Source organism: Plantactinospora sp. GCM10030261 (genome assembly GCF_042666615.1).
Classification (GTDB): domain Bacteria; phylum Actinomycetota; class Actinomycetes; order Mycobacteriales; family Micromonosporaceae; genus KBS50.
The window spans coordinates 1-23746 of record NZ_JBHTDD010000022.1 but is presented as its reverse complement, the minus strand read 5'-3'; the positions used below and the strand labels follow the sequence as shown (position 1 = coordinate 23746).

Below are 23746 nucleotides of genomic sequence, written 5' to 3'. Positions count from 1 at the left end.
GACAAGCGGGGAACGAAGGAGGCGCGGATGGGCGGCTGGCCCTTCTCCAATGAAGAGCTTCGTGCGATGTACGCGGGCGGCCGGGCCGACGTGACCGCCCGTCGCTTCGCACGGTTCTGGGCTGCCGTCCACGGCAGTGGCGTGTTCCCGCGACGCTGGGTGACACTCGAGGTCGTCGGGCGCCGCACCGGCCGGCCAACCCGATTCCCGCTGGGCATGGCGGACTGGCGGGGTGCCTGGTATGTGGTATCGATGTTGGGCGAGGACTGTAACTGGGTCCGCAACGTCCGCGCGGCCGGCGGTTTCGCCGTCATCCGGCACGGACGCGCCCGCCAGTGCCGGCTGGTGGAGGTACCGGTCGCCGAGCGGGCCCCCATCCTCAGGCGGTACGTCGCGAAGGTGCCGGGTGCCCGGCCGCACATCCCGGTCGACCCGCACGCGCCGCTGGCCGCGTTCGCAGCGATCGCCGACCGTTATCCCGCCTTCCGCGTCGAGGACCGGGACGGCGCCGCGCCGACGTGACCGTACCTCCACGGACGCCTCGTTGGATGGATGATGTCGCCAACTGGAATCCAGGAGCCCCGGGCCAGGTTGACGGAGACACCGGGGTAGGTCGGGGGAGGCGTGGTGTTGCTGCGGTGCGGGTCGCCGGATCGGTTCGATGGCAGATGACCGGGCGGGACTCGATCGATCATCGCTGGCTGCGGGCGGCGGTCGACCTTTCCCGGCGTTGTCCCTCGAAACCGACGGCGTACGCGGTGGGGGCGATCGTCGTGGCCCGGGACGGCGCGGAGTTGGCCCGGGGATACTCGCGGGAGACCGACGAGCACGTGCACGCCGAACAGTCGGCGCTGGGCAAGCTCGCGGGCACCGGGGTCGACCTGTCCGGCGCGACGATCTACAGCTCGCTGGAGCCGTGCAGTGTACGCGCTCACGCGTCACCGACCTGCACGCAGTTGATTCTGGTGGCCGGCATTCGTCGCGTGGTGCTGGCCATGCGGGAACCGCTCGGGTTCGTCGACTGTCAGGGCGTCGAGTTGCTGGAGGCGGCCGGAGTCGAGGTGGTCGAGATGCCGGAGTTCGCCGACGAGGTCCGGCTGATCAACGCGCATGTGCCGCTGGACCCGGACCCCCGATCCCTGCCCTGACGATGGGGAGCGCGTGCACCGACCCGGATCAGCCACTCGCTCCCTGGCCCGTTCACCGGACCAGCGGTCGCACCTCACGCGCGATGAAGCGAACGAAGCCCTCCGGATCGGGATCGTCCGGAGTCGGTTGAAAGACGACGGTGTCCGCGCCGGCGTCCGCCCACCGCTGCGCGGCTGCCGCCACCGTGGCCGCGTCACCGGCCACTGTCACGTCCGTGGTGGCTTCGTAGCCCCAGCTGCGTCGTTCGGCCTCGATGCGGTCGGCGGCGTCCGGTCCGGTGGCCGCGTGCAGGTAGACGACCATGGGATGGTCGTCGGTCCGGTTCCCCGCCGACCTGCCCTCGTCGACGAGCCGGCGGGCCTCGCGCACCCGGTCCACCGGCGTTCCGCCGGTGAGGATCGTCCCGTCGGCGCGCTCGCCGGACAGCCGCAGGGTGCGCGGCCCGGTCGCACCGGCGAGCACCGCCGGCACGGTCGCGGGCGGCCAGTCCAGCGCAACGTCGTCGAGCCGCACGTACCGGCCCGTCACGGTCACCCGCTCCCCCCGCAGCAGCGCCCGGAGTGCGTCGAGGTATTCGCGCAGCAACGTCATCGGCGACTCGACCCGGGCGCCGACCTGGGCCATCCAGTCCTGGACGCCATGGCCGACGCCGGCCAGCACCCGGCCCGGGAACATCCGGTGCAGGGTGGCCACCTCCATCGCGGTGAGGGCGACGTTGCGCAGCGGCACCGGCAGCAGTCCGACCCCCACCCGGAGTCGGTCGGTCCACGCCAGCGCGGCGGCCGCGCTGGCCAGACCACTCTGGTAGAAACAGTCCTCCCACAGCCACAGCTCGTCCAGACCCGCCTCGTCGGCGGCGCGCGCGACACCGCGCAGCCGTTCAGGCGGGAGTTGGGGCAGGAAAACCACGCCGAGGTTCGTCATGGGGTCGATCATCGCGGACACCACCGACACCGGCACCCCGCCACCGAGTCCCGACATGACCCGGTTCGCGGCCCGGTTCACGCCCGGCGATGTGTCGGGCTGGTCACCTTCCATCCGGTGGGTCCGACCCTCGGTGCCGGCCGCCCGGTCTGTCAGAGGCGGTGGATCGTTCCGGCGCCGACGTCCCGGAGTTTGTCCGGGTTGGCGACGTTGTGTATGGCGGCGACCCGCCCCTGCTCGTCCAGATCGAGCGCGACGATGCCGATGACCCCGCCGGGACCGTTGAACACGATGCCTGGTCCGCCGTTCAACTCGACGATCTCGATCGTCATGTCGGCGAACGCGACACCCCGGTAGGAATGGTCGCTGATTCCGGCGAACCAGCCGGCCACCCGCTCCGCGCCGGTGACCGGGCGCATCGCCTGGCGCACCTTGCCGCCACCGTCGGTCCACAGCGTCACGTCCGGCGCGAGCAGCTGCATGAGGGCGTTGAGGTCGCCGCCGGTGGCCGCGGTCAGGAACCGCTCGGTGACGGACCGTTGCCGGACCCGGTCGGCATGGAACCGCGGCCGCCGGGCCTGGACGTGCGCGCGGGCGCGGCGCGCCGTCTGGCGCACGCTCTCCTCGGAGCGGCCGACGGCATCGGCGATCTCACCGTGGCTGAACCCGAACACCTCCCTGAGCACGAACACGGCGCGTTCCAGCGGGCCCAGCGTCTCCAGCACCACCAGCAGCGCCATCGACACCGACTCCGCCGCCGCCACGCCGTCGGCGGCATCACTGTCGGTACGGATCGGCTCGGGAAGCCAGGGGCCGACGTACGTCTCCCTCCTGGCCTGAACCGACCGCAGCCGGTCCACCGCCACGTTCGACACGATCCGCACGAGGTACGCCTTGACCTCGGTCACCCGGGAACGGTCGACGGTCGACCACTTCAGCCAGGTGTCCTGTACGGCGTCCTCGGCGTCGGCCACGCTGCCGAGAATGCGGTACGCCATCGAGAACAGGAGGTCCCGGTGGTCCTCGAACGCCGGGACCAGCCGTCCATCCGTCATCTGTCCTCCCGGTCGGTACGGCGCGCGGCGGGCATCCAGGTCACCTCGACGCCTCGGGACATCAGGCCGCCATCAGGCCGAGCGTCAGCGAGCCGACGACCGGAGCCAGGTACAGCAGCGGGAACGGTATGTGCGAGTACGCCCGAGCCCGGATGATGGTGATGACGGCACCGATGAAGTAGAGCACGAGACCGACGCCGGCCAGGATGCCGATCACCGGAACGACCAGACCCACGAGCAGGCCGACCGCGCCGGCGGCCTTGGCGGCGCCGAGCCACGGCCACCATGAGCGGGGGACGCCGTAGTCGGCGAGTGGTTGGACGACCCAGGGGGCGCGGATGAAGACGGCGAAGGCGGAGAAGCCGACCCAGAGGGCGGTCGCGACGATGACGACGGTGTACGTGGTGGACATGGCCCTGCTCCTCGTCTGAGGCTTCGTTGACCCTCACGGGACGGTTGGCAGCGACACCCCCGTGACGTGGCGTGACGCGCACCACATCACCCCCCACCCCCACCCCCCACCCCGTCGATCTAGGGCAGATGGTCGTGATTGGAGATCAACTCACGACCATCTGCCCTAGATCGACGGGAAAAGGGGCTATGGTCTGCGTCCGCGGAGCAGGGCTGCGCTGTTGGCGGCGGCGACCGCGATCAGGGTGAGCAGGCAGAGCCAGAACCCGGGCTGGGTCTGGACGTAGTCCTCGACCCGTTTGTCGGCCGGCAGGGGTGTGGTGAGCTGGTCCCGCAGTCGCGCCGCGAGCACGGAGCGGACGGCGACCTGCTCGGCGACGAGCGTCAGCGCGGCGGTCGCGGCGAGGATCGCGGTGACGAGGCGGCGACGCCACGGGGTGGCGATTCCGGTCGCGGTGATCAGTGCGGCGAGGATCAGCACGAGCACCGTCACGGCGAGCGGTCGTACCCCGAGCGTGTCGTCGCGCCGCCGCTCGGGCGGAAGCACCTGGTCCGGTGGGCTGACCGCGGGCTCGTCCCCCGTTACCAGGTCCGCTCCGGTGTAGGTGGTCGTGCTGCCGGCCGAGCCCCGGCCGTAGCCACCGGGCGCGTCGCAGGAGACCGCCACGAATGGCAGCAGGAGCAGCAGCCCGGCCAGAAAGAGGCCGGCCGGGCTCAACCATCTCGTCAGCCGTCGGGCGCCGGCCAGGTCCGCCTTGACCACGGCAGGCAGCCTACGGCAGGCGCGCGCCACCCGGGCTGGTCTCCGTCCCCCCGGCTCGTGGTGCGGCGTGGCCCGAATGCCGGTGCCCCGGCGGGCTGGTCTCTGTCCGCCGCCAGCCTGCGATGCCGAGGTCGGTGCTTCGGGTGCGGTTGCCGCTCAGAGGTCCCGGCGGTGGAAGGCGGCCCCCGCGAGACCGAGGACGAGGACGACCCAGAGTCCGGCCCAGGCGAGGTAGGTGGTGGTGGGCGCCGCCGTGCTCAGGAACGGGTGCCCCTGGAACGCCTCGTTGAACTGGACCAGCAGGGTCGGGTCCTGGAAGGAGTTCATGGCACCGCGCCACAGGCCGTCTGTGGGCAGCAGCATCCGGGAGACGGTTCCGATCCGGGCCACGCCGTCGTTGTCAAGGGCCGCACCGAAGGCACCGACCACGCCGGCGATCCAGGTGGAGCCGAACAGGCCGACCGCGACGATGCCGGACGCCATCGGGGAGATGACGGTGGACAGCAGCAGGCCGAGGGTGAGCAGCACCACGGCCTGTGCGGCGAGCAGGGCAAGCCCGACCACCGGCCGGGGCGGCCAGTAACCCGTGGTCACCTGGACGATGACGAACTGGGCGACGCCTGCGACTACCACGAACCCGCTAGCGAAGATCACGAGCCCGAGCCATTTGCCCAGCAGCACCGCGAAGCGGTGGACCGGCCGGGCGAGGATCGCCAGCGCCGTTCCGGATTCGGTCTCACCGGCGAGGGTCGGGCCGGCGAGGAACGCCGTGCCGAGCGCGGCGATCAGGCTCAGACCGAACATCACCAGGTTGAGCACCATGGCGGCCACCAGCCGGGACTCCCCGCTGGTCAGCCCGCCGAACGTGGCGTCTATCCGGGAGAACCCCCAGGCGCTGAGCGAGAGCAACACGACCGTCAGGACGGCGAGCGAACGCAGCACCCGCCGACGGGTGGCCTCCTGGAGGGTGAGGGCGGTGACGATGAGTACGGTCCGAGCGGTCATCGATGCTCCCCACTTGGATCGGTACGGAGGATGTCCAGCAACCGTTCCTCAAGGCTGATCCTCGCCGGTTCCACGGCATGCACCCGGACTCCGAGGCGGACCAGGTCGGCCACGAGGTCCGGAACGACGTCGGTGTCCTGGTCGGCGCTGAGCATGACGGTGAAGGCATCCCCGGTACGGGTCAACCGGCCGGCGGTGGCCAGCCGGGCCTCCGCCGCCGCGGTCACACCGTCGAGGCGGAGCCGCAGCTCGCGCTGGCCCAGGAGTTCCGCGAGGGTGCCGGCGGCCGCCACCCGGCCCTTGTCGAGGATGACGACCCGGTCACAGACCCGCTCGACCTCCCCGATGAGGTGCGAGTTGAGCAGGACGGCGACGCCACGGGCGCGGAGCGAGAGCAGCAGATCTCGGACGTCGGCCCGGCCGATCGGGTCGAGGGCGCTCGTCGGCTCGTCCAGGATCACCAGTTCCGGCCGGGCCACCAGTGCGACGGCCAGCCCGAGTCGCTGCTGCATGCCCTTGGAAAATCCGCCGACCCGGTCACCGGCACGGTCGGCGAGGCCCACCATGGCCAGGCACTCCCGCCGTTCCGGTGCGGGCACCGCTGCGCCCGCGAGCCGCACATGCAGGGTCAGTACCTCGGCGGCGGTGAGCCACGGTTGGTACCGGAAGAGTTCCGGCAGGTAGCCGACCCGGGACCGGGCTCGCGGGTCCCGTGCCGGCCGTCCCAGCAGCAGCACCTCGCCGGCATCGGGCCGGACCAGACCGAGCAGCATCTTGATCACGGTGGTCTTTCCGGCGCCGTTGGGACCGAGCAGTCCCAACACCTCGCCGCGGCCCACGGTGAGGGAGACGTCGTCGACCGCCACCCGTCGCCGGTACCGTTTCCGCAGGCCCGAGCACCACACAGCCGGTGTGGGCGGCAGGTCGGCGATCAGCCGCTCCGCGGCCTCGATCGGGGCCGCGTCGGGCGGGGCGGCCCCGCGAGCGGGGGCCCCGATCGACGCGGCACCCCCGGGCGACGCGGCACCGCCGGGCGACGCGGCACCGCCGGGCGACGCGGCACCGTCGTGGCTGGCCTTGGGGCTGGTCACCGCCCCCACCGCAACCCTCGCGCCACCGACAGCACCTCGCTGGCGGTGAGCGAACCGGCCACCAGGGTCACCGCGCCGTCGTTCACCCAGACGACGCCCGCCATCGACCCGTCGCGGGCGGTTACCACCGTGGCGGGCACCCCGCCGACCTCCGCGGGGGAGTTCGTCATCTCCTCGGTCGGCATGAACAACGGCAGTGTCGTGCCGTCGGCGGTGAAACCGCGTAGTTGGGACGCCACGTTCTCCGGCAGTCCGGGCAGCGACAGGATGTAGTCGCGGGCCGTCTCGAAGGGGACGCCGGAAGAGTAGGCGGTCGGCGCCACCGCGCGTCCCACCACCAGGGCCGGCACGGGACGCCCCGCGGACCAGACAGCGGCTATCCCGGGGCCGGCGGACAACCGGAACTGGCTGCCGTCGAGCCCCGGTGGCGGCGGCGGCAGTGTCCCGCCCGTCGCGGCGACGGTCCGCGCGGCCGTGTCGGCGGAGAAGGTGAAGACCCCGGTCACCCGGTTGCCGACGTGGTACGTGGGTTCTCCTGTGACGCCTCGGGGCAGTTCTCCCACCCGGGGGACGGACAGCCCGACGGCTCGTTCGGCGGCGGTCGCATCGGCGACCGCCCGTACCCGGGGAGCCTCGGTCACCGTAACCTCACCGAAGGCCGATAACTCGGGCAACTTGACCAGGTCGGCCTCCGGGGCGGTGACCGGGACGATCCGCTCGGCGCGGAAGATCTGCAACCAGTCCGCGGCGGCAGCCGTGCTGGCCCCGGCCAGCAGCGCGGCGACCCCGACGGCGGCGATCACCGGGCTGCGGAGCGCGGCCCGCCACCGGCGGGCGGAGATGGTGGCCGCCGCCGACCGGCGGGCAGCGGGGGCTCCGGCCGCGGGCCGGTTGCCCTGGGCCGCGACCTCCCGGGACAGGCGATGCCATCCCGCGTCTACATCCGCGCGGACCTCGACGTTCAGCGCCGCACCGGCTACCGCGGCGTCCTGCTCGGCGGCCGCCAGGTCGGACAGGCACGCCGGGCATCCGGCGATGTGCTCCCGGTCGGCGTGGGGAACGCCGGCCGGCTCGTCCAGAAGCCGGCGCAGCGTGCCGTCAGTCGGATGACGCATGACGGTTCAACTCCTCGCGTAGGGCGGACTCGGCGCGTCGCACGGTGGTGCCCACGCTGCCGGGAGATAGCTCGAGAACGGCGGCGACCTCGGCGTAGCTGAGGCCGCTGTGCCGCAGCACCAGGGCAACGGCCTGTCTGCGGGGCAGCCGGGCCAGCGCTTCCCGCACCCGGCGCCGCTCGTCGAGGGTCACGACCGCGTCGGCCACATCCGGCGCGGCGGGTGCCACGCCGCCGGCCGTCTCCTCGCGGGTGGCCCGCCGACGGCCGGAGCGGAGATGGTTCAGTGCGGTGTGCGCCGCGGCGACGGACAACCATCCCATCGCCTCTCTCGCTGGCACCGAGGAGCGACCGAACGCCAGGAACACCTCCTGCGCCACGTCTTCGGCCTGGTCCCGGGAGCCGAGCATCCTGGCGGCCACCGCGACGACCCGCGGATAGGCGGTACGGAAGATCTGCTCGAGATCGGGGCGAACGGCCCCGGAGTCCCGGGGAGTCGACACGGCCACGGCGTCCTTCCGCTCGGCTCGCCGGGCCGCCCGGCCGGAGCCTCGCCGGGACAGGGCCGGCACCGCGGCGGCGGCCGCGGGCCCTACGAGTTCCCCATCTTCCTCCACATCTACAGAGCACCGCCGGCGTTCCGGATGTGACAGCACGCCGGCGGGCGAGTCGGAACAGGGGCCGTCCCGGGCCGGGTGACCGGCCCGGGACCCCCCGATGGCCAGCACCGGGCGGAACGCCGGGTCGTCAGACCCGGACCTCCGTCCCGGCCCTGACCTGCGCGGCCGGCTTCGTCTCCGGCGACCGCCGGCCGGGCATCCACCAGTTGGCCTTGCCGAACATCTCCATCACCGCGGGGACGAGGATCATCCGGATGATGGTGGCGTCGACGAGCACGGCGACAGCCATGCCCAGGCCGATCTGCTTGACCGAGACGTCCGAACCGAGTAGCGCGGTCGTGAAGATGGCGATCATGATGGCGGCCGCCGCCGTGATGACCTTGGCGGTCCGCGCGAGACCCCGAGCGACGGCGCCGCGGGTGTCGCCGGTGCGCTCGTACTCCTCACGGATCCGCGAGACCAGGAAGACCTGGTAGTCCATGGACAGCCCGAACAGGAGCGGGAACATCATCATCGGCACCCAGGTCGTGACCGGCATCTCGGCGGGGAACCCGAGGGCCGATCCGAGCCATCCCCACTGCACGATCGCCACCAGCACGCCGTAGGCGGCGCCGATGGACAGCAGGTTCATCACCGCGGCCTGCAGCGCGATCGTGACCGACCGGACCAGCAGGACAAGCAGCAACAGCGACAGCACGATGACCACCGTGATCATCAGAGGCAGGCGGGAACCGGTCTCCTCGGCAAGGTCGATCGCCGCCGCGTTCGGGCCGCCGAGGTAGACCCGCTCGCCGCCGGTCCCGGGCAGCACATTGTCGCGGAGTTCGTGCACCAGGTCCGCGGTGGCCTCCGCCTGGGCTCCCGTCGTCGGGAAGGCCATGAAGATGGCGGCCCGCCCGTCGTCGCTCACCCGGGGCGGAGTCGTCGAGGCGATGCCCTCGGTGTTCCGGACCGCGCCGGCGATGGCGGCCACGTCGGCGTCCGTGGCGCCGACCTCGGTGGCGAAGATCAGGGGTGCGCCGTAACCGGGGCCGAAACCCTCGGAGAGGATCTCGTACGACGCGAAACTGCTCCTGTCCTGTGGTTGGACGCTGGCGTCGGGCAGGCTGAGCCGCATCGACAACGCGGGGGCGGTCAGCGCCAGCAGGATCGCGCCGGCCAGGATCGCGGCAACCAGCGGCCGGCGCTGGACCACGCCGGCCCAGCGCTCAGCGAGCGTGCGGCGTTCCCGCGCCGGCGTGCCAGAGGCGGCCCGCCGACGGGACGTCCGGCGGGGCAGACCCAACGAGTCGATCTTGCGGCCGGTGAACCCCAGGAACGCGGGCAGCAGGGTGACCGCTGCGATCATCGTCACCAGGACGGTCGCCGCCGCGCCGATGGCGACGCCGTTCATCATCTCCTGTCCCATCGCGATCAGGCCGAGCAGCGCGATGACCACTGTCGTCCCGGCGAACAGCACGGCACGACCGGCGGTGGTGATGGCCCGCACCGTGGCGGTCTCGGGCTCGTCACCCTCCCGGAGGCTGTCCCGGAACCGGGTCACGATGAACAACGCGTAGTCGATGCCGACACCGAGCCCGATCATCACAGCGACGAGGATCGTGAAATCCGGTGCGGGCAACAAGTGTCCTATCAGCTTCATCAGAGCCGTACCGCCGAGGACCGCCATCAGAGCGGTCACGATCGGCAGGCCCATCGCCGCCAGCGACCCGAACGCGAGGAACAGGATGATCGCTGCCGCCCCGATGCCGACTCCCTCGGCCGGACCCTGCGGAGGCGTCTCCGCCTTCTCCGCGCGCTCCCCGCCGAGCCCCAGCCGCACACCGTCGCCGGATGCCTCCTTGACCACGTCAACCAGCGGCTTGACCTCGGACACGTCCGCCCTGCGCACGGTCAGCGGAATGGTCGTCCGGGCGATCCGGCGATCCTCCGTCACCAGGGACGGATCCTGATAGGGCGAGATCACGGGCCCGGTCAGGGGTGCGGCGTCCAACTCGGCGACGACCTTCTCGATCTTCTGCCGGGCAGCTGGGTCGTCGATCCCCCGATCCGCCTTGATCGCCAGGACCAGCGAGTCCCCCTGCTGCTCCGGAAAGTGCCGCTCGATCAGCGCCTGCGCCCTCGCGGAACCGGTGTCACCGCCGACGTACTCGTTGTCGGGGGCCGCGCCATAGCTGGACCCGACGAACGCCAGGGCGATCACACCGATGATCCAGGCCATGAGGACCAGGCGGCGACGTCGGTAACAGAACCGGGCCAGCCGTGCCAGCGTCCCACCCGTACGGGCAGTCTCGGTCCTCATCATCTTCTCCTCGGTGTCGTTGCTGTTTCCGGCCGAGGAACCGGCCGGAGAATCAGTGGCCATGACGCGCGCCTTCGCCAGTTGATCTGTCGAAGGGCGTGGTGACGCCGTCGTACCGAAGCCGGAGCATCATTCCCTGGTGTGCGTGCGGCAGGTTGTGGCAGTGGTTCATCCAGATCCCGGGGTTCGTGGCGCGGAATGCGACCTCCCACACCTCGCCGGGCCGGACGTCGAAGGTGTCCATCCACAGCGGGCTGCCTGTCGACGGCACCCCGTCCCTCGACAGGACCAGCACGGGATGACCGTGCAGGTGCCAGGGATGTGTCTCCAGGCTCCGGTTGACGACCGTGAAGCGGACGACGTCCCCCTCGGCGACGAGTTGGTCGGGGATGCCTGGGTGACCACGACCGTTGACGGTCTGCGCGTACGCCGGTCGACCGTCGACCATGGCCACCCCACGATCGAGGACCATTGTGAAATGCCGGTTCGCGTCGCCCTGACGGAAGGGCACCGCGGCCGGAACGCCGTACCGCAACAGGTCCAGCTCCGGCAGTGTGGCCGTGTCCCCGACGCGCGTTTCCGGATTGGCACCGCCGGGTGGGCGCAACCACAGTCCTGCCTCGCGATCGGCGTCGACGACGAGTGCCACGGATCCGTCCGGCATTGGGAACGTCACGTCGTACCGGCCACCCGCGGGCAGACGTAATCCCACGTCGCGGAGCTCACCGGGCTCATTGAGATCCCGGCCGTCAACGGCCACCACCCGGAACGGGGTGCCGGCGAGGACGATCCGGTGCGGGTCCGAGTCGGTGTTGATCAGTCGCAGCCGCACGGGGGTGCCGGGTGGCACGGAGTGTTCGGTCCGGCCGTCGACGCCCGCGAGCACCACGGTGCCGGCGAGGGTGTACACGGGCAGGGTGAGGTCTACGGGTCTCGCCGGGCGGGCGTCGGCTTCCCGCGCCTCGCGCGGCGTGACGACGAGCGTGCCGTGGAGGCCCATCCGTACGCCGACGTGGGACGCGTGATGGGTGTGGTACCAGTAGGTGCCGACCTGGTCGGCGGGGAACCGGTAGACGAAGTCCGCACCGGGTTCCACGACCGGCTGCGTCACGCCCGGTGCGCCGTCCTCGCCGCACGGCACGTCGTAGCCGTGCCAGTGCAGGGTCACGCCGTCGTCGATGTCGGCGTTGCGCAGCCGTACCTCGATCAGGTCGCCCGCGGTCGCGGTGATCGCCGGACCTGGGACCTCGCCGTTGTAGGTCCAGGCCTCCACCTCCTGGCCGGACGGCAGCCGTACCGTCGCCTTGCTCGCGGTGAGGGTGTGCTGGCGCACGGTGCCGCCCGGTGCCGGCGGGCCGGCGCCGCGGAGATCGGCGACCGAGACGACCGTCCGGGATCGTCCGTGCCCGCCTCCCGTGGTCACCGGCTCGGCGGGCAGGAACGACAGGCCGGTGCCGGTGCCGGCCGCCGTCACCACGACCGCCCCACCGGTCCGCCAGAGGAGCCGGCGCCGGGAGATCACGCGCCGGCCCTCGGACGGTCGATCGGCGCCCACCCCGGCCGCGGTTCCGGCGGGTGGTACGAGGGCTCGGGCGGTCAGTAGGGCACCGGCGCCGACGAGCGCGATGGCGGCCAGCGTGGTGCCCACGGTGAGCGGATAGCCGGCCACGAAGGTCACCACCAGTCCCGTCACGGCCGCGTAGGCCGCCGTGAAGACGGAGACGACGCCGCTCGCCGACCATCCGTCGCCGCGCCCCCGCGCCGCCGCGATCAGGTGTCGGCCGGCGAGCAGCACGGCCGCGGTGCCGGCGGCCCCCACCATCGGCAGCCCCAGCAGGACCTTCTCCTGGACGAACCACCAGCCGCGGCCGGCCAGGACCGCCACGGTGACCACCCGGGCGAGCGTCACCAGCACTGCCGTGACGACAGCGGCGAGCGCCAGCCGGCTACGCCGCAGCGACAGGGTGACGCCGGCCGCGAACCAGGCGGCAACGCCGAGCAACGCGACACCGTGGTCCAGGACGATCCACAGCTGAGTGGTCACGGCGTCTGTGGCACTCGGGCAACCGGGCCGGCCAACTGCCGGGCGTGACGGACGATCAACCCGACCAACGCCAGGATGGCGAGCCCGTTGATCGCGTGCAGGCCGAAGACGATCTCCCCGGCGGTCGTGCTGCCGCCGGCGCCGTCCAGGCCCGAGGCGATGGCGCTGATCAGGAACTGGAGCACCGCGAGGCCGGCGACCAGGCCGCTGGTCCCGACGAGCCGCCCGGGCATCCGGGCGACCGCCGCGACGATTGTCACCAGGAGCGCGAGCAGGACGATTCCGGCGCCCAGCATCCGATGCGGACGGAAGGACTCGTCGTTGGGCGCGGTGTCGAAGGCGCCGCTGGCGGCCAGGAAGAACTGTGCGAGGACGGCCAGCATCAGCAGGGCCGCCACGCCGAAGACGGATCTACGCATGTCGCGCTCCTCGATGCGGGTACGGGTGATCGCTCATGGCGGCGATCGTCGCTCCGGTGGACGGGCTCTGTCCTCTGCCGACGGTCGGCAACGGCTACGTGGATCCGCGTAGCCGACCCGCCTCTCGCTACGCGCGTCGACGTAGCCGACCGCGCTTCCGGGAGAGCGTTTTCCCTGCCCGGGAGCAGTAGGATCACGTCATGAAACGCCGCGCTGTGCCGCTTCCCCCACGCGCGGTGATGCTGGACGTGGTGCTCGCGTTCTTCGTCGCCGCGATGCAGGTGCAGGGCACGATCGCCCGCACCACCGCCGAGGGGGTGCCGCGTCCGCTCGATGAGATCGGCGCCATCGGTCTCGCGCTGCTGGCGGTGAGCGGCCTGGTCGTGGCGGTCCGGCGTCGGTGGCCGGTGGCGGTGTTCGCCATCACCGCGCTCGCCAGCCTGACGTACTACGGTCTCGACCTACCCGACGGACCCGGTTGGCTCGGGCTCTTCGTCGCCCTCTACACCCTCGCCGCGTACGGCGACGGGCGCCGGTCGTTGATGATGGCCGGAGTGGGGATCACGGTGCTGGCCGTCGACTGGCTGATCTGGGTGGTCGACCAGCCTCGCGCCGCCGTCGGGTGGGTGTTCTTCCGGATCGGCGCGTCGGTGATGAGCGCGGCCCTCGGCGAGTCGGTCCGGTCCCGGCGGGTCATCGCGGCCGAGGCGCAGGAGCGTGCCGAACGGGCCGAACGAACCCGTGAGGAGGAGGCGCGCGCGCGGGTCGACGCCGAACGGCTCCGGATCGCCCGCGAGGTCCACGACACCGTCGCGCACGCCATCGCGATCATCAACGTGCAGTCCGGGGTGACGGCGCACGTGCTCGACAAGAGGCCGGAACGGGCCCGCGAGGCGTTGCGGACCATCGAGCAGACAAGTGCTCGGGCCCTGCGGGAAATGCGCGCCATTCTCGGTGTGCTCCGGGACGACGACGACGGTCGGACGCCACATCCTGGCCTGGAGCAGATCGACGAACTCACCGCGAAGGCACGCGCCGCCGGACTGGACGTCACGCTCGACGCGACCTCACCCGAGACACCGTTGCCGAGCGCGGTGGGCAGTGCCGCCTACCGGATCCTGCAAGAGTCGATCACCAACGTGATCCGTCACGTCGGCCCGACCCGCGTGACGGTGCTGCTGACCCCGGGGGTCGACGTGTTGGAGATCCGGGTGACCGACGACGGCCGCGCCGGAACCACGAACTCCCCGAATCGGCCGTCCGGCAACGGCACCGTCCTCGATCGGCCGTCCGGCAACGGCACGGCGCATCCGTCCGGGGCCGGTCGGGGCATCGTGGGGATGCGCGAGCGCTGCCACCTGCTCGGCGGTGACCTCGACGCCAAGCCGACTCCGGCCGGCGGTTTCGAGGTCACGGCGCGGCTGCCGCTCGCACCGAACGGCGCGCGACTGTGACCATCTCATCCGACCCCCCGTCGACCACCGGACCGATCCGGGTGCTGCTCGCCGATGACGAAGGGCTGGTGCGCTCGGGGTTCAGGCTGCTGCTCGACGTCGAGGACGACGTCTCCGTCGTAGCCGAGGCCACAAACGGTGCCGAGGCCGTCGAGTGCGCCCGTGCGACCCGACCGGACGTCGTCCTCATGGACATCCGCATGCCGAAGCTGGACGGCATTCAGGCCACCGCCCAGATCACCGGGATGCCGGGGCTCCAGCACGTCCGGATTCTGATCCTCACGACGTACGACACGGACGCCCACGTTTTTGAAGCACTGCAGGCGGGTGCCAGCGGCTTCCTGCTCAAGGACGCCGGTCCGGCCGAGTTGCTGCACGCCATCCGGGTGATCGCGGCGGGAGAGGCCCTGCTCGCGCCGCGGATCACCCGACGCCTGATCGGCCAGTTCACCGCGCGGCGCACGGCCGCCAAGGTCGCCGAGGACCGGCTGGCAGTGCTCACCGACCGTGAGCGGGAGGTGCTCACCCTGGTGGGACGGGGGCTGAGCAACGACGAGATCGGCGCCGAGCTGTTCCTCAGTCCGGCCACCGCGCGCACCCATGTCAGTCACGCGATGGCGAAGCTGGGTGCGCGGGACCGCGCGCGGCTTGTCGTCATCGCGTACCAGACGGGTCTTGTCGGCCCCGATTCCTGACCAGTCCGGTTCAGGCGACTACCTGGACCGGCGTGCGGCTGATGTCCGCGGATCATCCGGCGCGGGAACTACCCGCCGCTCCCATCGCGACAAACGGGACGACACCGAAGCGAGGAGATCCGCCAATGGTGCCGCGCCCCTGGTCGGCGGTGGGATCCTGCTCGTCGCGATGATCGTCGGCGGGGTTGTCATCGTGCGACATCGCCGGGCGGCACGGCGGTGACCGGCACCTGGGTATACCCCCGGGGGTACGTGCTACGGTGGCCGAGGAGGTGGTCAAGATGAAGTTGCGCCCCGAGATGACCGGCGAGGCCCTGACCCGCCTGAAGCGTGCCCGGGGACAGCTCAACGCGGTCATCGAGATGATGGAGAACGGCGAGGACTGCCGGGATGCCTTGACCCAGCTCGCCGCGGTGTCCAAGGCGATCGACCGGGCAGGCTACAAAATCATTGCTTCCGGCATGCGGCACTGCTCGGCCGCTCGCGATCGTGGCGAGCAGCCGGAGATGACCGAGGCGGATCTGGAGAAGTTGTTCCTCGCTCTGGCGTGAGGCGCCACGCGTGAGGCGCCACGCGTGAGGCGCCAGCCCTGACATAGCGCTCCGTCGGCGTCGTCGCCGCCGGGGCGGGTAAGCCATGCCCGAGTTCGACAAAGGGTGACGACTGCCGGCCTTATACCCCCCCGGGTATATAGAAGGGAGTACAAGGATGAAGACGCAGATATCGGTCATCACCACCTCATCACTGGGTGACCGGAGCTACCTGGCGACGGACGGCCAGGTGGCTGTCGTTGTCGATCCGCAGCGGGACGTCGACCGGGTCGTGTACCTGGCGGGCGAGAAGGGTGTGCGGATCACCCATGTGGTGGAAACGCACGTCCACAACGACTACGTCTCGGGTGGCCTGGAACTGGCTCGGCTGACCGGTGCGGTGTACCTGGTCGCCGCCGACGACGAGGTGGGCTTCGACCGGTTGCCCGTCACCGACGGCGATGTGGTCGCGGTGTCCGACTCGCTCCGGCTGCGGGTGATCGGCACCCCCGGCCACACCTTCCACCACCTGTCGTACGCCCTGGACGAGGCCACCGACGGCGGCTGGTCCCCGGTGGGTGTCTTCACCGGCGGATCGCTGCTGTTCGGCACGACCGGCCGCACCGACCTCCTCGGTCAGCAGCACGCGCACACCCTGGCGCACCACCAGCACCAATCGGCGCGGAAGCTGGCCGACCTGCTGCCCGACGGCGCGGAGGTCTGGCCCACCCACGGCTTCGGCAGCTTCTGCTCGGCCAGCCAGGCCGATGCCCCGGAGTCCACAATCGGTCGGGAGAAGCAGGCCAACCCGGTCTTCCGGCTCGCCGCCGACCAGTTCGTCACCGAGACCCTCGCCGGTCTCGACGCCTACCCCGCCTACTACGCGCACATGGGCGTCGCCAACACGGCCGGCCCCGCCCCGGTGGACCTCAGCCCGGTCCGCCGCGCCAACGCCGAGGACCTGCGCCGCCGGATCGATGCCGGCGAGTGGGTGGTCGACCTGCGCCACCGCACGGCGTACGCCGCCTCGCACCTGGCCGGCACCGTCGGACTCGGTCTCGACGGGCCGATGTCCACCTGGCTCGGCTGGTTGATCGACTGGGGTGTCCCGATCACCCTCCTGGCGGAAACCCCGGAACAGGTCGCCGACGCCCAGCGGGAACTGGTGCGCATCGGCATCGACCGACCGGCAGCCCAGTCCACCGGCGCCCCCGACCAGTGGGCGACCCGCCCGGACGAGCTGCGGGAGATGGCCGTCGCCGACTTCCCCGCCCTCGCCGCGGCGCAGGCCGGGCACGTTCCCGGCGGCCTCCCCGAGCCGCAGGTCGTGCTCGACGTACGGATGACAAACGAGTGGACCGCGGGGCACATCGACGGCGCGGTGCACATCCCGCTCCCCGATCTGCCCAAGCGCCTTGCCGAGGTGCCGGCCGGGGCGGTCTGGGTGCACTGCGGCTCCGGCTACCGCGCCACCGCCGCCGCGTCGCTCCTGGCCAACGCCGGTCGCCAGGTCGTCCTGATCGACGACATGTTCGGCCAGGCCGAGCCGGCCGGCGTACGGATGTCCGCCGCCGTCTGAGCTTCGTCCCTCCACGAGCCACAGACACGAAGGAGACCCATGACCACGACGACCCCCTCGACCCTCGACGCGGCGACCCTGCGCGACCTGGTCGCCGCCGGGCGGGCACCCCGGCTGCTCGACGTCCGCACCCCCGGGGAGTTCGAGACCTTCCACATTCCCGGCTCGTACAACGTGCCGCTCGACCTGCTCAAGGAACACCGCGAGGAGCTGCGCCGGCAGCTCGACCAGGACGTCGTGCTGATCTGCCGCTCCGGCGCCCGCGCCGCGCAGGCCGAGCAGGCGCTCACCGGCGTCGGCCTGCCCAACGTGAAGGTGCTGGGCGGCGGAATCATGGCCTGGCAGGCGGCCAACGCGCCGATCAGCCAGGGCAAGCCCCGCTGGGACCTGGAACGCCAGGTCCGTCTGGTGGCCGGCTCCATCGTGCTGGCCAGCATCCTGGCCTCGGTCCTCGTGCCCGGCATGAAGTGGGTTGCCGGGTTCATCGGCGCCGGCCTCACCTTCGCCGCACTCACCAACACGTGTGCCATGGGCATGCTGCTCGGCAAACTTCCCTACAACCGGGGCGCCCGCTGCGACCTGGACACCATCGTCGGTCAGCTCCGTGCCGGGCCGTCGACGGGCGGTAGGGCGTGACAGGCAGCCTCGCGCTGACCGTCGGGCTGGCCGTGCTGATCGGGATCAGCCTCGGCCTGCTCGGCGGCGGCGGCTCCATTCTCGCCGTACCGCTGCTGGTCTACGTCGCCGACCTGCCGGCCAAGGAGGCCATCGCCACCTCGCTGCTCGTCGTCGGCGTCACCAGCGCGGTCGGCGTACTGCCGCACGCGCGGGCCGGGCGGATCCGGTGGCGTACGGGCCTGGTCTTCGGCTCGGCGGGCATGGCCGGCGCGTACGCCGGTGGCCGGCTGGCCGAGTTCATCCCGGCCGGCGTGCTGCTCACCGGGTTCGCACTGATGATGCTGGCCACCGCCGGCGCGATGATCCGTGGCCGGCGCGACACCCCGGGACGGGCCGCGCCGCACGAGCTGCCGGTCCTCCGCGTGATCCTCGACGGTGTCGTCGTCGGCCTGGTCACCGGTCTGGTCGGTGCCGGTGGCGGCTTTCTCGTGGTGCCGGCGCTGGCCCTGCTCGGCGGCCTGCCGATGCCGGTCGCCGTGGGCACCTCGCTTGTCGTCATCGCGATGAAGTCCTTCGCCGGCCTGGCCGGCTACCTGTCCAGCGTCAGCATCGACTGGGGTCTCGCCACCGCTGTGACGACCGCCGCCGTGGCCGGCAGCCTGGTCGGCGGCCGGCTGGCCGGCCGGATTCCCGAGAATGTGCTGCGTACGGCGTTCGGCTGGTTCGTCGTCGTGATGGGCAGCTTCGTGCTCGCGCGGCAACTGCCCGACGGGGTGCGCACCCACCCGTTGTCATGGGCCGTCCTCGGGTTGGCCGTGGCGGCGGCTATCGCGCTGACCGTCAGGCAGAGCCGCCGGCGACACGCCGACCGGGAGGTCGGCGCCGGCACCCGCCGCTGATCCGGGGACGGCAGGCGTCGTCACCGGTCCGCCCCCGGCCGGGTCGCCTCTGCGGGAGCCCGGTCGGCGGCCTTCGGCGTAGCCGGATCCGTGGCGACCGGCACGGCCCGGGCGGCTCGCCGCCGACGGACGAGCAGGACGCCGAGTGCAACGGCCATCACGGGAAGGAGGATCACCTCATCCGGAACGGAACCGAGCGTCCCGGTCACCCATTCCTGTGCGGTGCCCTCGACGTCGGTGAGACCCAGACCCCGGACAGCCCCGTCGTACCGTCGAAGGCCAGGAAGAACGCCCCGAGCGCGATGAACAACAGCCCGGAGATCAGGGAGGTGCTGTGCGCCTGGAACCGGCCGAGCACCAGCAGCCGACCGAGCAACCAGCGGCGCTGCCCAGGCGCCATCGATCCCACACCAGGGCGAGGCCGCACACCCGCCCGTCAGGGGCGCTCGCCAGCTGCGCATCTGCGATGTGGAACTGACCTCAGCTCCAGCAGACGCAAGGGTCCGGGCAGATGCCCTGACGCAATTGCGTACCGGTAGGGTGCCGGATGTGACGGTGTTTCGGATCGGCGAGGCCGCGGAGCTGCTCGGGGTGAGCACGGACACGGTGCGTCGCTGGGTGGACGCGGGTCGGCTGTCCGCCACCCGGGACGAGCCGGGCCATCGAGTGATCGACGGGGTCGAGTTGGCCAGGTTCGTCCGCGCGCACGCGGACGAACCGGACGGCCGGTCGGAGGAATCATCGGCCCGTAACCGCCTGCGGGGAATCGTGACAGCGGTGGCGAAGGACACGGTGATGGCCCAGGTGGACATCCAGGCCGGGCCGTTCCGGGTGGTCTCGCTGATGAGCCGGGAGGCGGTCGACGAATTGGATCTGCGGGTCGGGTCCGTCGCGGTCGCAGTGATCAAATCGACCACCGTGGTGGTGGAGCGCTCCGCCCCCGGCGCGGCCCACAGGACCCGGGCCGGTGCGTGACAGTGGGCCGGCGCGCGAGGTCGGCGCGCGACCTGAGGGAGGACAGGTGGGCGCAGCGTTCGTTCGCACCACGGTGGCCGGGTTGACGGCCCTGGCCATGGCTGGGCTGGCCGGCTGCGGCGACGGGCGGGACACCGCGGGCCCTCCGCGGGGCGCGACCTCGGCCGCGACCGGGACCGTCACGGTCTTCGCCGCGGCCTCACTTACCGAGTCGTTCACGCGCATCGGCAAAGACTTCGAGGCGGCAAACCCGGGCGTGACCGTGAGGTTCAACTTCGCCGGCAGCTCCGCGCTGGCCACCCAGATCACCCAGGGTGCTCCGGCGGACCTGTTCGCCTCGGCTGCGCCGAAGAACATGCGGACGGTCGTCGACGCCGGTGAGGGCGACGGCAGTCCCGCGACGTTCGTGAAGAACCAGTTGGTCATCGCCGTACCAAAGAGCAATCCGAAGGGCATCGCGGCCCTCCCGGACCTGGCCAGGCCTGGGACGAAGGTCGCTCTCTGCGTCGAGCAGGTGCCCTGCGGTGCGGCGGCGGTCACGGCGTTGGCCACCGCGCAGGTGCCGATCACCCCGGTCACGCTGGAGCAGGACGTGAAGGCCGCGCTGTCGAAGGTGAAGCTTGGTGAGGTCGACGCCGCCCTGGTGTACCGCACCGACGCTCAGGCGGCACCCGACGACGTTATCGGAGTGGAGTTCGCCGAATCGTCGAGCGCCGTCAACGAATATCCGATCATTGTGCTGAAGAACGCCCCGAACCGGCCCGGCGCGCGGGCGTTCGTCGCCCACGTTCGGTCCGACCAGGGCATGGCGGTACTGACCGGCGCCGGATTCCAGGCCCCATAACGTCGTGACGCGCATCGGCGAGCTGGATCAGGCGGGACGGCCCGGGATGACCGGGCCGGCGCGCCGCCGGCGTACCCAGGGCGTCCCGGCGGTCCTGCTCGTGCCCGCCCTGCTGGGCCTGCTGTTCCTGGTGCTGCCGCTGGCCGGTCTGGTGATCCGCGTCCCGTGGACCACCATGCCGCAACGGCTCACCGAACCGGGTGCGCTGACCGCGCTGCGGCTGTCGCTGCAGACCGCCACCGCCGCCACCGGCGTGTGCCTGCTGCTGGGCGTGCCGTTGGCGTGGCTGCTGGCGCGGGTGGAGTTCCCCGGCCGGCGGCTGATCCGCGCGCTGGTCACCGTCCCGCTCGTGCTGCCCCCGGTGGTCGGCGGCGTGGCGCTGCTGCTGGTGTTCGGACGCCGGGGTCTGCTCGGCGAGTGGCTGGACACCACGTTCGGCTTCACCCTGCCGTTCACAATCGCCGGCGTGGTCGTCGCCGAGGCGTTCGTCGCGATGCCCTTCCTGGTCATCGCCGTCGAGGGCGCGTTGCGCGGCGCCGACACCCGGTACGAGGAGGCCGCCGCCACCCTGGGGGCGGGACGCTGGACCACGTTCACCCACGTCACGCTGCCGCTGGTCGCGCCCGGCATCGCCGCGGGAGCGGTGCTGTGCTGGGCACGGGCGTTGGGCGAGTTCGGTGCCACCATCACCTTCGCCGGCAACTATCCCGGCATCACCCAGACCATGCCGCTGGCGGTCTACCAGACCATCGAAGGAGGAGACCTGGACGGCGCCGTCGTGCTCAGCCTGGTCCTGCTCACCGTGTCGGTGGCCATCCTGGCCGGGCTGCGCGACAAGTGGATCACCAGCGCATGATCGCCGTTCGGCCCGAACCCGTGCCCGATCCGGTCGTCGACGCCCACCTGACCGTGGACCGCGGCGCCTTCCGCCTGGACCTGCCGCTTCGCCTGAACGCCGGCGAGGTGGTCGCGCTGCTCGGTCCCAACGGTGCCGGCAAGACCACCGCCCTGCGTGCCCTCGCCGGCCTGCAACCACTGACCGCAGGCCACATCACCCTCGCCGGTCAGCACGTCGACCGGCCCGAGCATCGCGTGTGGACACCCGCGGAACGCCGTCCCCTCGGCGTGGTCTTCCAGGACTACCTACTGTTCCCGCACCTGACCGCCCTGGACAACGTCGCTTTCGGCCTTCGCCGGCACGGGACCGACCGGCGCACCGCCCGCAGGCAGGCCGCCGACTGGCTGACCAGGGTCGGCCTCGCCGAGCACGCCCACCGTAAACCCCGGCAGTTGTCCGGCGGGCAGGCCCAACGAGTCGCCCTCGCCCGGGCCCTGGCCGTGCGGCCGGCGCTGCTGCTGCTCGACGAGCCGCTCGCCGCGCTGGATGCCCGCACCCGGTTGGACACCCGCGCCGAACTACACCGCCACCTCGCCGCTCATTCCGGCGCCACCCTGCTGGTCACCCACGATCCACTCGATGCCCTGGTGCTGGCCGACCGGCTCGTCATCGTCGAGGACGGTCGCGTCGTCCAGGAGGGCGACGCGGCAACGATCACCGCCCAACCCCGTACCGACTATGTCGCCCGGCTCGTGGGGCTCAACCTGTACCGCGGCGGCGCCGACGGGCATGTGGTCCGCCTCGGCGACGGGTTCACCCTCACCGTCGCGGACGCCCTGCACGGCGACGCGTTCGTCGCCTTCCCTCCCGCGGCCGTCGCGCTGCACCCGGATCGACCCGACGGCAGCCCCCGCAACACGTGGTCGGCCGTCATCACGGGCCTGCAACGCCACGGTGACAACCTTCGAGTCCAACTGGACGGCCCGATCGCCGTCGCCGCCGACATCACTCCGGCCGCCGCCGCACACCTCCAACTGTCGCCCGGTCAACCGGTGTGGGTCGCGGTCAAGGCCGCCGAGACCCGTGCCTATCCCGCCTCGGCCGACCGGAGCGTCGATCCGACATGCGACGCGCGCACCTGTGGCGGGTGAGGCGCAGGCGGAACGTCCCGGGTGGCGGCTGGACGTGTGGGAGCTGCGGCCGCCACCGGGCTCCAGCCTTCCGCGCTTGGTTGATCGAAGATTACGACTTGACGAACGGCATGTTATCGCTCACAGTCGATGGGCAAGGACGGCGACGGCCATGGCTCTCCGGGCAGTCCGGCCTCGTCGGATCTTGGATTGGACGTTCGCCTGGGCATGCGGACGCCTTGTTAGCGCTAACTTTTGTTGACGCATGCACCCCCAGCTATGCGTCGCGGTGCGCCCATCATCGGGCAGACCGTTCGGCTCTTGGTCACTGGAGGAGGATCATGTCTGCCTTTGGTAGGTCCCCATCGACCGCACCCCCGTCACGGCAGCGCAGGTGGTTGCCGCGGGTCGTCGCCGCCGGCGTGACGGCGGTGCTGGCGGGTGGCGTCGCCACGGCGGTGCTGTCGACGCCCGCGGCGGCGGCGACGGTCGATCCCACCGCCTGGTACGTGCTACTCAACCGCAACAGCGGCAAGGCGCTGGACGTCTACAACCTGGCAACCAACGACGGCGCCCGGATCACCCAGTGGACCCGCAACAACGGCAACCAGCAGCAGTGGCAGTTCGTCGACTCCGGCGGTGGCTACTACCGGCTCAAGTCTCGACTGTCCGGCAAGGTCCTCGACGTCTACAACTGGTCGACCGCCAACGGCGCCGCCATCGTGCAATGGAGCGACCACAACGGGGCGAACCAGCAGTTCCGGTTGGCCGACTCCGACGGCGGCCACGTCCGCCTGATCAACCGCAACAGCAACAAGGTGATGGAGGTACAGGGCGCATCGACAGCCGATGGCGGCAACATCGTGCAGTACGACGACTGGAACGGCGCCAACCAGCAATGGCAACTGGTCCGCGTCGATGGCGGCGGCGGCCCCACCGACCCCCCGCCGCCCGGCACCTGCAACCTTCCGTCGTCGTACCGCTGGTCGTCGACCGGCGTGCTGGCGAACCCGGCCCCTGGGTGGGTCTCGCTCAAGGACTTCACGCACGCCCCCTACAACGGCAGGCAACTCGTCTACGCCACGACGCACGACACGGGGACGTCGTGGGGCTCGATGAACTTCGGCCTCTTCACGAACTGGTCCGACATGGCCTCGGCCAGCCAGAACCGGATGCCGTTCTCCGCCGTCGCACCGTCGCTGTTCTACTTCGCCCCGCGCAACATCTGGGTGCTCGCCTACCAGTGGGGCGGACCGGCCTTCTCCTACCGGACCTCAACCGACCCGA

General features: G+C 71.5%; 26 protein-coding genes. 13 read left to right on the top strand and 13 right to left on the bottom strand.

The window, feature by feature from the left end:
• Positions 1 to 27: 27 nt before the first annotated feature.
• Both ACFQUZ_RS23320 and ACFQUZ_RS23315 read left to right on the top strand, forming a co-directional pair.
• The gene (locus tag ACFQUZ_RS23320; RefSeq protein WP_377445852.1) at positions 28 to 522 is read left to right on the top strand and encodes a nitroreductase family deazaflavin-dependent oxidoreductase; all 495 of its coding nucleotides are present in this window, start codon (positions 28 to 30) and stop codon (positions 520 to 522) included.
• Between the two features lie 146 nt (positions 523 to 668).
• The gene (locus tag ACFQUZ_RS23315) at positions 669 to 1148 is read left to right on the top strand and encodes a deaminase (RefSeq protein WP_377445851.1); all 480 of its coding nucleotides are present in this window, start codon (positions 669 to 671) and stop codon (positions 1146 to 1148) included.
• A gap of 52 nt (positions 1149 to 1200) precedes the next feature.
• Here the strand turns inward: ACFQUZ_RS23315 and ACFQUZ_RS23310 are convergent, their stop codons facing one another.
• From ACFQUZ_RS23310 to ACFQUZ_RS23260, 11 genes are all read right to left on the bottom strand, one after another.
• Positions 1201 to 2187: an LLM class flavin-dependent oxidoreductase gene (locus ACFQUZ_RS23310; protein ID WP_377445850.1), complete on the bottom strand. Its 987-nt coding sequence runs from the start codon at positions 2185 to 2187 to the stop codon at positions 1201 to 1203.
• A gap of 38 nt (positions 2188 to 2225) precedes the next feature.
• Positions 2226 to 3128 (bottom strand): RNA polymerase sigma-70 factor, encoded by a 903-nt coding sequence (locus tag ACFQUZ_RS23305; protein ID WP_377445849.1) that lies wholly within the window; start codon positions 3126 to 3128, stop codon positions 2226 to 2228.
• Between the two features lie 61 nt (positions 3129 to 3189).
• On the bottom strand, positions 3190 to 3540 hold the full coding sequence (locus tag ACFQUZ_RS23300; RefSeq protein ID WP_377445848.1) for a DoxX family protein: 351 nt from the start codon (positions 3538 to 3540) through the stop codon (positions 3190 to 3192).
• Between the two features lie 186 nt (positions 3541 to 3726).
• Positions 3727 to 4302 (bottom strand): hypothetical protein, encoded by a 576-nt coding sequence (locus tag ACFQUZ_RS23295; protein ID WP_377445847.1) that lies wholly within the window; start codon positions 4300 to 4302, stop codon positions 3727 to 3729.
• Positions 4303 to 4458: 156 nt separating this feature from the next.
• Positions 4459 to 5307, bottom strand: a complete 849-nt coding sequence (locus ACFQUZ_RS23290) for an ABC transporter permease (protein ID WP_377445846.1) — start codon at positions 5305 to 5307, stop codon at positions 4459 to 4461.
• Positions 5304 to 6398, bottom strand: a complete 1095-nt coding sequence (locus ACFQUZ_RS23285; protein WP_377445844.1) for an ABC transporter ATP-binding protein — start codon at positions 6396 to 6398, stop codon at positions 5304 to 5306. The genes ACFQUZ_RS23290 and ACFQUZ_RS23285 overlap by 4 nt, the downstream gene beginning before the upstream one ends.
• On the bottom strand, positions 6395 to 7513 hold the full coding sequence (locus ACFQUZ_RS23280; RefSeq protein WP_377445843.1) for a hypothetical protein: 1119 nt from the start codon (positions 7511 to 7513) through the stop codon (positions 6395 to 6397). The genes ACFQUZ_RS23285 and ACFQUZ_RS23280 overlap by 4 nt, the downstream gene beginning before the upstream one ends.
• Positions 7497 to 8129 (bottom strand): sigma-70 family RNA polymerase sigma factor, encoded by a 633-nt coding sequence (locus ACFQUZ_RS23275; RefSeq protein WP_377445842.1) that lies wholly within the window; start codon positions 8127 to 8129, stop codon positions 7497 to 7499. Before ACFQUZ_RS23275 ends, ACFQUZ_RS23280 begins: the two co-directional genes overlap by 17 nt.
• Positions 8130 to 8259: 130 nt before the next feature.
• The gene (locus ACFQUZ_RS23270; protein WP_377445841.1) at positions 8260 to 10497 is read right to left on the bottom strand and encodes an MMPL family transporter; all 2238 of its coding nucleotides are present in this window, start codon (positions 10495 to 10497) and stop codon (positions 8260 to 8262) included.
• Positions 10487 to 12478, bottom strand: a complete 1992-nt coding sequence (locus ACFQUZ_RS23265; RefSeq protein ID WP_377445840.1) for a multicopper oxidase domain-containing protein — start codon at positions 12476 to 12478, stop codon at positions 10487 to 10489. Before ACFQUZ_RS23265 ends, ACFQUZ_RS23270 begins: the two co-directional genes overlap by 11 nt.
• On the bottom strand, positions 12475 to 12897 hold the full coding sequence (locus ACFQUZ_RS23260) for a DUF6220 domain-containing protein (RefSeq protein ID WP_377445839.1): 423 nt from the start codon (positions 12895 to 12897) through the stop codon (positions 12475 to 12477). The genes ACFQUZ_RS23265 and ACFQUZ_RS23260 overlap by 4 nt, the downstream gene beginning before the upstream one ends.
• A gap of 200 nt (positions 12898 to 13097) precedes the next feature.
• Here ACFQUZ_RS23260 and ACFQUZ_RS23255 point away from each other — a divergent pair, with 200 nt between their 5' ends.
• The 6 genes from ACFQUZ_RS23255 (at position 13098) to ACFQUZ_RS23230 (ending at position 18672) form a co-directional block, all read left to right on the top strand.
• Complete coding sequence (locus ACFQUZ_RS23255) at positions 13098 to 14351, top strand: histidine kinase (protein WP_377445837.1); 1254 nt, start codon at positions 13098 to 13100, stop codon at positions 14349 to 14351.
• Positions 14348 to 15046, top strand: a complete 699-nt coding sequence (locus tag ACFQUZ_RS23250; RefSeq protein WP_377445835.1) for a response regulator — start codon at positions 14348 to 14350, stop codon at positions 15044 to 15046. Before ACFQUZ_RS23255 ends, ACFQUZ_RS23250 begins: the two co-directional genes overlap by 4 nt.
• A gap of 281 nt (positions 15047 to 15327) precedes the next feature.
• On the top strand, positions 15328 to 15597 hold the full coding sequence (locus ACFQUZ_RS23245; RefSeq protein WP_377445960.1) for a metal-sensitive transcriptional regulator: 270 nt from the start codon (positions 15328 to 15330) through the stop codon (positions 15595 to 15597).
• 157 nt (positions 15598 to 15754) lie between these two features.
• Positions 15755 to 17155: a rhodanese-like domain-containing protein gene (locus tag ACFQUZ_RS23240; RefSeq protein ID WP_377445833.1), complete on the top strand. Its 1401-nt coding sequence runs from the start codon at positions 15755 to 15757 to the stop codon at positions 17153 to 17155.
• Between the two features lie 39 nt (positions 17156 to 17194).
• Positions 17195 to 17791: a rhodanese-like domain-containing protein gene (locus ACFQUZ_RS23235; protein WP_377445832.1), complete on the top strand. Its 597-nt coding sequence runs from the start codon at positions 17195 to 17197 to the stop codon at positions 17789 to 17791.
• Positions 17788 to 18672, top strand: coding sequence for a sulfite exporter TauE/SafE family protein (locus tag ACFQUZ_RS23230; protein WP_377445830.1), 885 nt, complete (start codon positions 17788 to 17790; stop codon positions 18670 to 18672). Before ACFQUZ_RS23235 ends, ACFQUZ_RS23230 begins: the two co-directional genes overlap by 4 nt.
• A gap of 20 nt (positions 18673 to 18692) precedes the next feature.
• Here the strand turns inward: ACFQUZ_RS23230 and ACFQUZ_RS23225 are convergent, their stop codons facing one another.
• Positions 18693 to 18833: a hypothetical protein gene (locus ACFQUZ_RS23225; RefSeq protein WP_377445829.1), complete on the bottom strand. Its 141-nt coding sequence runs from the start codon at positions 18831 to 18833 to the stop codon at positions 18693 to 18695.
• Positions 18834 to 18877: 44 nt separating this feature from the next.
• Positions 18878 to 19072, bottom strand: a complete 195-nt coding sequence (locus ACFQUZ_RS23220) for a hypothetical protein (RefSeq protein WP_377445828.1) — start codon at positions 19070 to 19072, stop codon at positions 18878 to 18880.
• 149 nt (positions 19073 to 19221) lie between these two features.
• Here ACFQUZ_RS23220 and ACFQUZ_RS23215 point away from each other — a divergent pair, with 149 nt between their 5' ends.
• The 5 genes from ACFQUZ_RS23215 to ACFQUZ_RS23195 all read left to right on the top strand — a co-directional run.
• On the top strand, positions 19222 to 19647 hold the full coding sequence (locus ACFQUZ_RS23215) for a molybdopterin-binding protein (RefSeq protein ID WP_377445827.1): 426 nt from the start codon (positions 19222 to 19224) through the stop codon (positions 19645 to 19647).
• Positions 19648 to 19744: 97 nt separating this feature from the next.
• Complete coding sequence (gene modA / locus ACFQUZ_RS23210) at positions 19745 to 20491, top strand: molybdate ABC transporter substrate-binding protein (RefSeq protein WP_377445958.1); 747 nt, start codon at positions 19745 to 19747, stop codon at positions 20489 to 20491.
• Positions 20492 to 20537: 46 nt separating this feature from the next.
• Positions 20538 to 21347 carry an ABC transporter permease gene (locus ACFQUZ_RS23205; RefSeq protein ID WP_377445957.1) on the top strand — a complete coding sequence of 270 codons (810 nt, stop codon included), beginning with the start codon at positions 20538 to 20540 and terminating at the stop codon, positions 21345 to 21347.
• Entirely contained in the window at positions 21344 to 22480 is a 1137-nt protein-coding gene (locus ACFQUZ_RS23200; protein WP_377445825.1) for an ABC transporter ATP-binding protein, read from the top strand. The genes ACFQUZ_RS23205 and ACFQUZ_RS23200 overlap by 4 nt, the downstream gene beginning before the upstream one ends.
• A 320-nt stretch (positions 22481 to 22800) precedes the next feature.
• A partial coding sequence (locus ACFQUZ_RS23195) for a non-reducing end alpha-L-arabinofuranosidase family hydrolase (protein WP_377445823.1) occupies positions 22801 to 23746 on the top strand: 946 nt, incomplete at its 3' end.

What these genes read in the sequence shown, in the direction of transcription:
- ACFQUZ_RS23320 (WP_377445852.1), top strand. Translation starts at nt 28, where the DNA reads ATGGGCGGCTGGCCCTTCTCCAATGAAGAGCTTCGTGCGATGTACGCG.
- ACFQUZ_RS23315 (WP_377445851.1), top strand. Translation starts at nt 669, where the DNA reads ATGACCGGGCGGGACTCGATCGATCATCGCTGGCTGCGGGCGGCGGTC.
- ACFQUZ_RS23310 (WP_377445850.1), bottom strand. Translation starts at nt 2,187, where the DNA reads ATGGAAGGTGACCAGCCCGACACATCGCCGGGCGTGAACCGGGCCGCG.
- ACFQUZ_RS23305 (WP_377445849.1), bottom strand. Translation starts at nt 3,128, where the DNA reads ATGACGGATGGACGGCTGGTCCCGGCGTTCGAGGACCACCGGGACCTC.
- ACFQUZ_RS23300 (WP_377445848.1), bottom strand. Translation starts at nt 3,540, where the DNA reads ATGTCCACCACGTACACCGTCGTCATCGTCGCGACCGCCCTCTGGGTC.
- ACFQUZ_RS23290 (WP_377445846.1), bottom strand. Translation starts at nt 5,307, where the DNA reads ATGACCGCTCGGACCGTACTCATCGTCACCGCCCTCACCCTCCAGGAG.
- ACFQUZ_RS23280 (WP_377445843.1), bottom strand. Translation starts at nt 7,513, where the DNA reads ATGCGTCATCCGACTGACGGCACGCTGCGCCGGCTTCTGGACGAGCCG.
- ACFQUZ_RS23270 (WP_377445841.1), bottom strand. Translation starts at nt 10,497, where the DNA reads ATGGCCACTGATTCTCCGGCCGGTTCCTCGGCCGGAAACAGCAACGAC.
- ACFQUZ_RS23260 (WP_377445839.1), bottom strand. Translation starts at nt 12,897, where the DNA reads ATGCGTAGATCCGTCTTCGGCGTGGCGGCCCTGCTGATGCTGGCCGTC.
- ACFQUZ_RS23255 (WP_377445837.1), top strand. Translation starts at nt 13,098, where the DNA reads ATGAAACGCCGCGCTGTGCCGCTTCCCCCACGCGCGGTGATGCTGGAC.
- ACFQUZ_RS23245 (WP_377445960.1), top strand. Translation starts at nt 15,328, where the DNA reads ATGAAGTTGCGCCCCGAGATGACCGGCGAGGCCCTGACCCGCCTGAAG.
- ACFQUZ_RS23240 (WP_377445833.1), top strand. Translation starts at nt 15,755, where the DNA reads ATGAAGACGCAGATATCGGTCATCACCACCTCATCACTGGGTGACCGG.
- ACFQUZ_RS23235 (WP_377445832.1), top strand. Translation starts at nt 17,195, where the DNA reads ATGACCACGACGACCCCCTCGACCCTCGACGCGGCGACCCTGCGCGAC.
- ACFQUZ_RS23220 (WP_377445828.1), bottom strand. Translation starts at nt 19,072, where the DNA reads ATGGCGCCTGGGCAGCGCCGCTGGTTGCTCGGTCGGCTGCTGGTGCTC.
- modA (WP_377445958.1), top strand. Translation starts at nt 19,745, where the DNA reads ATGGCTGGGCTGGCCGGCTGCGGCGACGGGCGGGACACCGCGGGCCCT.
- ACFQUZ_RS23205 (WP_377445957.1), top strand. Translation starts at nt 20,538, where the DNA reads ATGACCGGGCCGGCGCGCCGCCGGCGTACCCAGGGCGTCCCGGCGGTC.
- ACFQUZ_RS23200 (WP_377445825.1), top strand. Translation starts at nt 21,344, where the DNA reads ATGATCGCCGTTCGGCCCGAACCCGTGCCCGATCCGGTCGTCGACGCC.